This is a genomic window from Sphingobacterium puteale (genome assembly GCF_003627955.1).
In the GTDB taxonomy this organism is placed as follows: Bacteria; Bacteroidota; Bacteroidia; order Sphingobacteriales; family Sphingobacteriaceae; genus Sphingobacterium; species Sphingobacterium puteale.
On the sequence record NZ_RBWS01000010.1, the window covers coordinates 113,028 to 124,940 of the forward strand.

Consider the following 11,913-nt stretch of genomic DNA (forward strand, 5'->3'; position numbering starts at 1 on the left):
TAAATATTTGTTTTTATATTTGTTTCAACGAAAGCCGATAACTAAATATGAAGGACAGCGGTAACCTTGGAGGTAAGGTGTTAAACTATTGTTGTACGACTAAAATCTAATGAATGAGAAAATTAAGCATTAAAAATATCGCAAAGTCACCGGAATAAAATTGATTTCTATTTTATAGACTCGTATCTAGCATCCTATGTTGATAACCCCTATTATTGACGTGTAACTGCCATTCGAAGCATAGGATTAATAAAAAATAAAATTATTTGAATCGTTGAAATAGACTCTTTATTGAGTTTATTGAAAAATTGTTTTTGCGCAAAAATAAGGTAATTATTTTGCGTGAGGGGTGTTCTTTGACTTATTGGTATTGAAAAAGGAGAATATAAAAATATAGGCTGATCGACTGTTTAGCTGATCGGTTTGATGATGATAGGAGGCATCTTGTTATGCCGTAGGGTGAGCGCAATGGCGACTCACTAAATACCCTTTTTTTAAAAATGTTGGGTTACATGCTACACTATGTTCTTGATTGTTATTTCGATACTAGGAGGGAGGATGTTATAATCTCACAATGTTGGGTATACACAGCCTGCGGAAGAACTGAAAGTTGGCGAAAAGAGATGTTAACGATCTCAAAATGCAGGGTATACACAGCACGAGTGAATATCAGGCGTTTTAAAATGCGATGTTAACTGTCTCAAAATGTAGGGTATACACAACTATTGTGCTGTTTTACTGGTGTATACAGGAGATGTCGATGACCTCAAAAAGTAGGGTATAAACAACGGTTTTCCCGATCTTTCTGTTAAATAACATGATTTTGATTTATGATGTTCACTAGGCCGGATGTTAATGACCCCATAATGTAGGTATACACAATGAGGGTGAACTTTATGTAAGTCTTCTTGAGATGTTAATGATCTCATAATTTAGGGTATACACAACCTGCCCGCCAGAGTAGTAGTCAACAATATGATGTTGTTGATCTCAAAATGTAGGGTATACACACGCTCATGAACGAAACCGTCAAATTCCTAGATTTTGATAATCTTAAAATAAGGCTACACACAATTTACAGTAATCAACAATTCTTCAGCTTGTGATGTTAATGATTTCGAAATGTAGGGTATACACAACATTGAAAATATAGATCCAATGCGAGTATAAGATGTTGATGATCTCAAAAAGTAGGGGTATTGACAATTATATTTGTTTTGCGATACCACGGTCGTTGATGACCTCATAGGTGCAGGGTATAAGCAACATCAATGCTTTGTAATTGTTTTGAGGGGCTGATGTTAATGATTTCAAAATGTAGGGGATATATGCAACTAGCACATGGGCTACTGTTTATTTAGGTGATATTAGAGTTTTTAAAATTATATATTGAGGCATCTTGTTATGCCGTAGGGTGAGCGCAATGGCGACTCACTGAATACCCTTTTTAATAAAATGTTGGGTTACATTCTACGCTATGTTATTGATTATTATTATGATACTAGGAGGTAGGGATGTTAACGATTTCAAAATGCAGGGCATACACAGCGGCCTTTAGTCGGTGCCTCGTGAACGGTCAGATGTTGATAGTATCAAAATACAGGGTATACACAGCGTGGTGGTCGTTCAAGCACTAGGAGTTAGTGATGTTAACGATCTCAAAATGCAGGGTATACACAGCTAAAAAATTAATGTTTATAAATAAAATTAGATGTTAACGATCTCAAAATGCAGGGTATACACAGCGTCAATTGCTTTTTCAAGATTGAGAGGTAGGATGTTAATGATCTCAAAATGTGGGGTATACACAACTTTCTTCTCCTGTTTTGTTCGTTGAGATCGATGCTAATGATCTCAAAATGTAGGATGTGTAAAATCTTTAAAATTCTGGTTTACAGACACTAAGAGATGTTAATGACCCCAAAAAGTAGAGTGTACACAACTTGTTCCAAACAAATGCAAGCACTTTTTCCTATGCTAATAATCTCAAGATATATGGGGGATACACAACTGGAACGCATCGCGCCAATACCGCCAACTCAATACCAATAAGTTTTTATAACCGAATAACAATTTGCACTTACCCGGCTTCGGTTTCTATAAAATCCGTCAAGTTCCGCCGGAGCTGCGGTAAGTAATTTTTCGTCTGCTAACCATAAAAACGAATTATGAAACTACTTTTACTAAACAAGGACATTAAAACTGCCATTGAACACTTGCACAATGGTCATGAAAAAGGACTTAAATTTTTCTACCAAAAATTCTATGAACATTTCCTTTTTCGTGCCCACCGTGCAACCGATGATGAATGTACGGGCGAAAGTATTGCGCAGGAAGCATTTCTAAGGCTTTGGCTGTTCCGTGAAAATGTGCACTCCGAAACGGAGATCTTCGACTTTTTGAAAGCCCAGGTGAAGTCTGCCATTCAGGCTTTTTATCAGAAATCGCGCAATAGGTTTCACCGAAGCTTACTCCGCCTCGACAGCATCGAAGACTATCAGGAATTTATGCTGGGTTATGAACTGGAAGAGGAAAGCGAAGACGATCTGCTCTATATCGAACAGCTGGAACTGGAAAAGAAAAAGAAAATGGATCAGATCAATGCCATCCTACCAAACCTCAACAGCGATCAACAGCTCTTTATCCGCCTTTGCCTCAAATATAGTTTTAACTATGAACGTATCGCTTACTATATGGGGAATATCTCTGATTATGAAGTTAGCCTACAAATAGAGAAAACAATCGAATACCTGCGTTCCATCATTCATAGTGAAGAGAAAATGCAGCTGATGGCTAAACCTGTTGAATTTAAATTAAATGATGAAATGACCGAAGAGGAGGCGGAGGTCTTCCGCATGCGCTATGAATTGCAGTATTCCTTTGACAAGATTTCAGAAGCTTTACAATTGGATGGGGGACAGGTGCGGACATTATTTGTTAATGCACATGCAAAAATTAAATCTGCTAAGAAAACGGCATAAAAAATATAAAAAGATATGGCAGCTGATACAATGGTATTGACCCGCAAAATACAGGTTTTTGTGGATTGTGACGATAAAGAAAAACGATCAGAGTATTTTAAACAACTCTTCGAATGGCAGGATCTTGTTTTCCGTGGTGCCAATATGGTCATCACCCACCAATATGTACAAGAGAATCTCAAAGATCTGATTTACCTACAAGAAGATGTGAAAATTAAACTGGCCGATCAGGCAAAAGATCCTGAAGGTGTCTTGAATACTTCACGGATGAATACAACGTATCGCCTGTTGTCCAGTTATTTTAAGGGACGAATTCCTACGGACATTCTATCACAGATAAACACGGCGTTAATCAAATATTTTCAGGCGGATCGTCTCTCGTACTGGAAAGGTGAAAAATCACTCCGCAATTATAAAAAAGACATGCCTATTCCTTTTTCCGGTCGACAAATTAACTTGAGTAAAGATGAGAATAATAGAGATTTTAAATTCACACTATTCAAAATACCTTTTCGGACCTACCTCGGTAAAGACCGATCGGATAAAAGGGTATTGCTCCAACGTGCATTGGTCGGACAAATTAAAGTCTGCAGCAGCGCAATCAAAATTGTTAAAGGTAAGATCTTTCTACTGCTGGCCCTGGAACTTCCCAAAAAGATCCAAGAATTGAAAGATAACATTATTGCCGAAGCGTCGCTTTCTATTGAACACCCGATAGCAGTGACCATCGGTAAGGAGTCCTTTCAGATCGGTAACAAGGAAGAGTTTACTTACCGCCGTATGGCCATTCAAGCAGCACGGCATCGTTTGCAGAAGGCTGCCGCATTTGATAAAGGTGGACGTGGACGTAAGCGAAAAATGAAAAGCTTGGAACATTACAATGAAAAGGAAAAAAATTATGTAGACACAAAACTGCACCTGTATAGCCGCAGGTTAATTGAGCTATGCGTCAAAGCACAAGCGGGTACGCTCTTACTGGTCAACCAATCCAACAAGGAAGAAATTGCCAAAGGTGATGAATTCTTGTTGCGAAACTGGAGCTACTATGGCCTGATCGAAAAGATTAAATACAAGGCTAAAATGGTAGGCATCAACATGATTATCGAATAAATCAATCTAATTTTTTTCCTCTATAATATTCATTCCAGCTATCCTTCGCATACCCTTTACCCAGATATTTAAATGTGAAGGCAGTCGCATCTTTTATCTCCTGGCCATAATAATAGACTTTCCAACTGTCCTTGCTGTATCCGTCGCCAAGAAGAACAAAACTTGGAGCGGATACATCTTTTATTTGATTGCCTCTATAATAGACGTTCCAACTGTCTTTGGCATATCCTTCATCCAGTATTTTAAAGCTGGGTGCAGAGACATCTTTAATCTTAATGCCACGATAATAGGCATTCCAGCTATCTTTCGCATACCCCCAACCAAGTGACTGGAAAGAATGTGGCGATACATCTTTGATCTTGATACCACGATAATAGGCATTCCAGTTGTCTCTTGCATAAGCATTACCAAGGTCTTTGAAAGATCGTGCATCAACATCTTCGACCATCCTATCCCTGTAGAAAATCCGGTTGCCTATGTTGACATAATCGTTTTCTCTGTCGTGCCGAAAGGTCGTCTGAGACGTGGATCTTTTATTGTCCCCAATGTGTTGAGCAATACTTTTCTCCATTATACATAGCAATGCAAAGGAAATAACAAACATATTTTTTAAGTGGATAAAGGCCATAATTTAATCTGTTTTATAATATAATATTTATATTGAGTCTTTACTTTATGACCAAGATAATTCACCGAAGGTTTAATCATTCTGTCACTTAATTTTTAATAATATTCATCCATTTCAAAGAAGTGATTTTGGAATGTCCATATTTTTTCGTATATTGCTGGTTATGAGTTTTAAAGAAAAATTAGAGAACTGGCGCACGTCAATCAATCGCGCCGGTAGTGGTGAGGAATTGTATATTTTGCTTTTGAACTACAAAAAGTTTATCAATAAAAATTGGATGGACGATTTTGGCGATCCGGGTAACTGGAAATCAGAGCTAAATCAGGTCATCAGCAAAGTAAGAAAGAAAGTGGATGTGGCAGACATTCGAAATTGTGAGGATCTGTCGTCCTATCAGGACGATGCCCGGCAGACTGCACATTCGCTCAATCATACTTTAAAATATCACCACTCATTGACAAAAGGGTAGGCTAGGCCTACCTTTTTTTTGATCCGCCGACCCTCCTTCGCCTAACTTATTTGCAGTTGAATGGCTTCTTGGTTTTTTAATATATTTTAATGTAGCTATAATACAGTGAGTTATTACACTATGTTATTCAATTTATTTCAAAAATTATTTGGACGGAATAAATACATTTTATACATTTGATCAATAACTAGTATAGAGTAGTATAGTATAGTTGTTTTAAGGGAACCACTATTCTATTTTAAATCTGATATAATAACCAATAATAACCATCTAATCTATGTTTGTGAATTCTATTAACTTTATTAAAAAAGCAGGGCTATTCCTACTTTTCATTGCTTTGGCAATGAATAAAGGATATGCTCAGGCACAGCTTCGGAAGCTTACAGGAACTGTTGTTGATACTTTGGGAGCGGGAATTGCCGGTGTGAGCATTGTAGCCACGGAGGGGAAGACCGGGGCGACAAAAACCGATACGCAGGGAAGGTTTCAACTGGATGTTGCCGATGGAAATGTACTCAAATTTTCTATTGTGGGTTATCAGCAGCAACTCTTGACAGTGCGTCCCAATCAGCTTACTGTAACAATACAGATGAAGTCGACAAGTAACGAAATTGGCGAAGTTGTTGTCACAGCAATGGGCCAAAAGCAGCGACGGGAAGCAATTGTTGGTGCTGTGACTTCCGTTAGGCCGAGTGATCTAAAGGTGCCGGCGAGTAATCTGACCAATGCGTTGGCGGGAAAAGTAGCTGGTGTAATTGCATTTCAGCCGAGTGGCCAACCGGGACAGGATAATTCAAATTTCTTTATCCGCGGTGTTACAACCTTTGGCTATAAAAGAGATCCTTTGATTTTGATTGATAACGTCGAGATGACGAGTTCAGATCTGGCCCGGTTACAGGTTGATGATATCGAAAGTTTTTCGATTTTGAAAGATGCAAGTTCTACGGCTTTATATGGGGCTCGGGGAGGTAATGGTGTTATTCTTGTAAAGACAAAAGAGGGTAAGAGCGGGAGAGCTAAAATAGATGTCAGATTAGAACGTTCCGCATCGGAATCTGTTAAGAATTTGCAGCTTGCGGATCCGATTACCTATATGAAGTTGTACAATGAAGCGACCTTGACGCGAAACCCGTCAGCGGTACCACTTTATACGCCCAACAAAATTATGAACACACAGGCCTCCATGGAGGGAGCGGCAGGGAGTAATCCATTCGTCTATCCTGCCGTAAACTGGATGGATATGCTGTTTAAAAAACGTACAAGTACCGAGCGGGCTAATCTGAATGTTTCTGGCGGAGGCGGCGTCGCCCGATATTATATCGCTGGTTCATATTCGAACGATGCCGGAATTTTGAGGACGGATATCAGAAATAACAATAATAACAACGTGAGCTTTAAAAACTATCAGCTCCGTTCCAATGTCAATATTGATCTGACCAAAAGCACAGAACTCGTTGTTCGTCTTTCTGGAAATTTTAATGAGTATAGAGGACCGATGACCAATGATCCCTCTTTTGCTACCGATCTCTATAATATTGCGATGCATACTAGCCCAGTGGATTTTCCGGCCTTTTATGAACCCGATGCTGCTAATGCCGGCGTACAGCATATCCTTTTTGGAAATAATACCGACGCAACTGTTTTGCCTGATGGGAGTACATTACCTTCATCATCGACTGATGTAAAGAACATAAACCCTTATGCTGCTTTACTCCGGGGTAACAGAAGATTTTCGGAATCCAGAATGCTGGCCCAATTGGAGCTGAATCAAAAATTGGATTTTATTACAAAAGGTCTGAATTTCAGAAGTATATTTAGCACGAATAGATATGCGCGATTTGAGTCCCAACTGGCTTATGCACCTTATTTTTACAATGTAAAATCCTACGATAAAGCCAGTAACCAATATACTTTGAACTGGATAAATAATAAACCGGACCAGGCGCGGGAGTATTTGAATTATTATGCCGGAGAGAGCACACTCAATACATTTTTATATTTACAGGGTGTATTGGATTATGCAGCTGACTTGAATGAAAATCACAACATTAGTGCAGCGCTGATAGGAACACAACAGCAGCAGTTAAATGCGAATGCGAAGACTTTGTTCACCTCTCTGCCGTATCGAAATTTAGGCTTATCCGGACGTGCGACCTATGCCTACAAAAGTAGGTATTTCCTGGAGTTCAACTTCGGTTATAACGGTTCTGAACGCTTCTCGGAAAATCATAGATATGGGTTTTTTCCGACAATGGGGGCATCATGGATTATATCTGATGAAAAGTTCTATGGCCATTTTTCCAATGTGATCAACCGAATGAAACTAAGAGGTAGCTACGGTTTGGTAGGAAATGATGCAATTAGTGACCGAAGATTTTTCTATCTATCTGATGTAAACTTAAACGGTGGCAATCCTGCATACTTTGGAATAAATAATGGCTACTCGCATAATGGTGTAACAATCAATAACTATGAAAATAGAGATGTAACATGGGAAATTTCGAGACAGATCAATTTGGGATTGGAGCTCACCTTCCTGAAAAATATTAAGCTGATTACCGAGGTCTATAAAAACTATAAATCTGATATTCTCCAAGATCGTGCTAACATTCCGACAACAATGGGTTTAGAGGCAGGTATAAACGCAAATATTGGAAAGGTGGAGTCTCAGGGAATTGAATTCTCCTTGGACGGAAAACACAACTTTAGCAATGACCTTTGGATCTCCTCCATTGCAAATTTTACTTTCGCCAAAAACAAATATACCCAGTATGAAGAACCTGATTACAATGAAAAATATAGACTGCATACCGGTGTGGCGATAAATAGAAATTATGGTTATATCGCCGAGCGCTTATTTGTCGATGATACAGAAGCACAGAATTCACCGACTCAAATTTTCAGTAGCAATGGAATCGCACCGAGAGGTGGTGATATTAAATATCGCGACTTAAATGGGGATGGCGTTGTTGATGGTAAGGATCAAACTTGGTTCGGTAACCCTACAGTACCGGAGATCGTGTATGGTTTCGGTTTATCCTCAGGATATAAGAATTTTGATCTTAGCGTATTTTTTCAGGGACAGGCACGGGTGTCTTTCGTTATCGATCCAGCACGGACAAGTCCATTTATCAAAAGTCCTGACTCCTGGTTACCGGGAAATACGCAGGTGATCCAACAGTATGCAGATGACCATTGGTCTGAAGATAACCAAAATCTATATGCCTTATACCCAAGATTGGGTACAAATGGTGCGGAGATAGAAAATAACCGCCAAAATAGCACATGGTGGCTGCGTGACGGTAGTTTTATCCGTATGAAATCCTTAGAGTTTGGCTATAGATTCCCAATAAAATTACTTAACAGGATTAAAGTCAGGAATTTGCGTATCTATTTTAGTGGACTGAATCTATTGACCTGGAGCCCCTTCAAAATGTGGGATCCCGAGCTGGGAGGAAATGGATTTGCCTATCCGCTACAGAAAGTGTATAACCTCGGTATTAACCTGGGTATATAAATCTTTTATTATAATGAATCAACACATGAAGACATCATATTCAAAATTTTTATACATGGCTGTCCTGATTATCTCGACTGTGTCATGTAAGAAGTACCTGAATGTTACACCGGACAATGTCGGTACAATAGATTACGCTTTTAGAAATCGTAACGAGGCTGAAAATTATCTATTCACCTGCTACTCAACGCTACAACAGATGAATACGCCTTGGCTAGACGCTGGTTTTTCTACTTCCGGGGAGATAATCTATCCTGCGCCCAATGAAATAAATGACAATCAAGGACTTAATCCCGTAGGGTTTAATATCATGAGAGGTACGCAGAATGCGGGAAAACCAGGACTGAATTATTGGGATGGCACCGAGGGAGGACAAGCTATTTTTAAAGCAATAAGACGTTGCAACACGATGCTTGAGAACATTGATAAGCCCATAGACCTCGGTGAATCGGAAAAGAAAAGATGGATTGCGGAAACGAAGTTTCTGAAAGCTTATTATCATTTCTACCTGTTTAGAATGTATGGGCCTATTCCTATTATTGATGTCAACCTTCCAATAAATAGTTCGATCGAAGACGTTAAAGTGAAACGGGCACCAGTAGATTCGGTCGTGAACTACATGGTGCGTTTAATTGATGAAGCTATTCCAAACCTGCCTATTCAGATCCAGAATCCACAACTGGAATTGGGGCGGATCACAGGACTTATAGCACTTTCCGTCAAAGCACAGATTTTAACAACTGCTGCTAGTCCATTATTTAATGGAAATCCTGATTACATTGGCTTTAGCAATAAAGACGGACAACCTCTGTTTAATCAGGCAAAAGATAACACCAAATGGGACCGTGCGGCCCAAGCTTGTTCCGAAGCGCTCAATGCTTGCCTTGCCAATGGTCTGCGTTTGCACACGTTCACACCAACAGCAGCGATGCCCGCAAATCTTCCAAAAGAATTAAAGGATGTTTTGACCATGCAAACTGCCATTACTGAAAAATGGGAATTGAACACTGAATTAATATGGGGCTTGAATCCTGTCTTTGGGTTTGGCCTACAAGAACGTTTTATGCCACGTCTATCTGCTGCTTCAGCGACCAATTTAAGTAGTGCTCAAGGCACGCTTTCTGTTCCGATTGCTCAGCAGGAGCTATTTTATACAGCGAATGGACTCCCAATTGAGGAAGACAAAACTTGGGATTATAGGAATAGGTATGCCCTGAAAACAGCAACAGCTACCGATCAATATCATGTACACAATGGTTATGAAACTGTCGCAGCCCATTTCAAGCGTGAGCCTCGGTTCTATGCTGCGATAGCTTTTGATGGCGGTGTATGGTATGGAAATGGTGAATTAAATAATCCTACAAATGCATTTTATGTGCAGGCGAAAGGAACGACAAGTTATGCCGGACCTAAAGATCAATCACATACCAATATCACTGGGTATTGGGTCAAAAAGTTGGTGAATTATCTGACGGTGTATGGTACCCAGATGACTTATGAAAATTTTCATTTTCCGTTGATGCGGCTTTCCGATCTCTATTTGATGTATGCAGAGGCGCTAAATGAACAGGGTAAAAACTATAGTGAAGTATTGCCTTACATTGATATTGTCAGGGCCAGAGCCAATATACCTGCTATCGAGGACGCGTATACGCCCGCCTTGTCTACTAACCCATCAAAATATACAACACAATCTGGCCTACGTCAGATCATTCATCAGGAACGAAGAATCGAACTTGCCTTTGAATGTGTGCCAGGATGGGATTTGCGTCGCTGGAAGGAATTGCAGGGCGTTATGAGTAAGCCTATACAAGGCTGGAATATATATAATGAGCAATCCGTCAATTATTACCGACCATTGACCTTATTCGTTCCGGTATTTAGTACGAAGAACTATTTGTGGCCAATTAATTCGGATAATTTTCCTGTAAATAATAATCTGGTTCAGAATCCTTTGTGGTAATAGTAAACTTAGTTATGATAAATATAAAAAAATATACTCTCCCTTTATTTCTCCTTATAATGGTATCTATTATAAGCGGCTGTAAGAAAAACAACGGCTTTAACGTTGTTATTTCGGAGGATACGAGCAAGCCTTTGCCTGTTAGTAATGTTAAGGTTGATAACTTTACAGGCGGAGCCAATATTACCTATAATCTACCCAATTCGCCAAACATATTATATGTGTTAGCTAAATATAGGGTGAACGACAATCTCGTTAGGGAAACTAAGTCTTCTTATTATAAAGATACAGTGGTTGTGGAAGGGTTTGCAAAAGAAAAACCTTATGAGGTTACGTTATACACCGTAACTAGAGCTAATGTGATGTCAGATCCTGTTACTGTTACCGTAAATCCGAAGATACCCGCTTATCTCGAAACTCGTCCATCACTTTTGTTGTCACCAGATTTTTCCGGAGTTAATATTACAGGCAATAATCCGTCGGGCAAGCAGATCAGTATCGTTTTGTTAAGTTTCAATAAGAATACTGGTCTAATGGAAATCGAAGACCAGTTTGTTACTAAAAACACTAAAATAGATCATTCGGTATTTGGATTTAATGCCGTTGAACGCAGATTTGCGGTGTATGTTGCTGACCGTTGGGGAAACCTTTCAGATACATTACAGACTTCCCTGACCCCATTGTTTGAAGAGGCAGTGGATAAGAATAAATTTAGCACATTGAATTTGAGCACAGATACGCCAATAGATTTTAATTGGCAGGTGCAGAATCTGTGGGATGGTCGGGCAGATGGTAGCGGGTGGCACACAAAGTTCGGTGAGCCTCTTCCTTATTCCTGCAGTTTTGACATAGGAAAAACATACAAACTGAGTCGCTTTGTGGTGTTTGAAAGAACAGGATCGCAGTATACGTATAAGTATGCCAATCCTAGAGAGTTTTCGTTATGGGGGACCAATGCAGCCATACCGGATAATGTGAAGTTACCCGTAAGGGCAGATGAAGGTACGGTCATTGGCAATTGGGTAAATTTGGGCAATTTTGTTTTTCCTGATCCACCATCCGGAAATGCGCCGGCCAATTCTACCGCGGCAGATGAAGATTTTGTCAAGCAAGGGGTAAGTTTTAGAGTGCCATTTGGCGCTCCTCCAGTGAAGTATTTACGAATAGCCGTGTCAACCGTCTGGGGAAGGGAAGCCGGTGCGCATTTGATGGAAGTAACACCTTATGGGACACCTGAATAATGAG

Annotated in this window: 7 protein-coding genes; 6 read left to right on the plus strand and 1 reads right to left on the minus strand. The window is 39.7% G+C overall.

Annotated features, from left to right (window positions below; genetic code table 11):
- The first annotated feature begins 2,168 nt into the window (after positions 1-2,168).
- Together D7322_RS14475 and D7322_RS14480 are read left to right on the plus strand one after the other, a co-directional pair.
- Positions 2,169-2,981 carry an RNA polymerase sigma factor sigma-70 region 4 domain-containing protein gene (locus D7322_RS14475; RefSeq protein WP_121124998.1) on the plus strand — a complete coding sequence of 271 codons (813 nt, stop codon included), beginning with the start codon at positions 2,169-2,171 and terminating at the stop codon, positions 2,979-2,981.
- 15 nt (positions 2,982-2,996) lie between these two features.
- Positions 2,997-4,091 (plus strand): hypothetical protein, encoded by a 1,095-nt coding sequence (locus tag D7322_RS14480; RefSeq protein WP_121124999.1) that lies wholly within the window; start codon positions 2,997-2,999, stop codon positions 4,089-4,091.
- A 1-nt stretch (position 4,092) separates the two neighbouring features.
- Here the strand turns inward: D7322_RS14480 and D7322_RS14485 are convergent, their stop codons facing one another.
- Positions 4,093-4,719, minus strand: a complete 627-nt coding sequence (locus D7322_RS14485) for a DKNYY domain-containing protein (RefSeq protein ID WP_121125000.1) — start codon at positions 4,717-4,719, stop codon at positions 4,093-4,095.
- A 163-nt stretch (positions 4,720-4,882) separates the two neighbouring features.
- Between D7322_RS14485 and D7322_RS14490 the strand changes: the two genes are divergently transcribed.
- The 4 genes from D7322_RS14490 to D7322_RS14505 all read left to right on the plus strand — a co-directional run bounded on the left by D7322_RS14490 (position 4,883) and on the right by D7322_RS14505 (position 11,909).
- Entirely contained in the window at positions 4,883-5,188 is a 306-nt protein-coding gene (locus tag D7322_RS14490; protein WP_147430426.1) for a hypothetical protein, read from the plus strand.
- 283 nt (positions 5,189-5,471) lie between these two features.
- Entirely contained in the window at positions 5,472-8,705 is a 3,234-nt protein-coding gene (locus D7322_RS14495; protein ID WP_394342595.1) for a SusC/RagA family TonB-linked outer membrane protein, read from the plus strand.
- Positions 8,706-8,730: 25 nt separating this feature from the next.
- Positions 8,731-10,668 carry a RagB/SusD family nutrient uptake outer membrane protein gene (locus D7322_RS14500; RefSeq protein ID WP_121125003.1) on the plus strand — a complete coding sequence of 646 codons (1,938 nt, stop codon included), beginning with the start codon at positions 8,731-8,733 and terminating at the stop codon, positions 10,666-10,668.
- A 59-nt stretch (positions 10,669-10,727) separates the two neighbouring features.
- Entirely contained in the window at positions 10,728-11,909 is a 1,182-nt protein-coding gene (locus tag D7322_RS14505; RefSeq protein ID WP_245971347.1) for a DUF4959 domain-containing protein, read from the plus strand.
- The last annotated feature ends 4 nt before the right edge of the window (positions 11,910-11,913 follow it).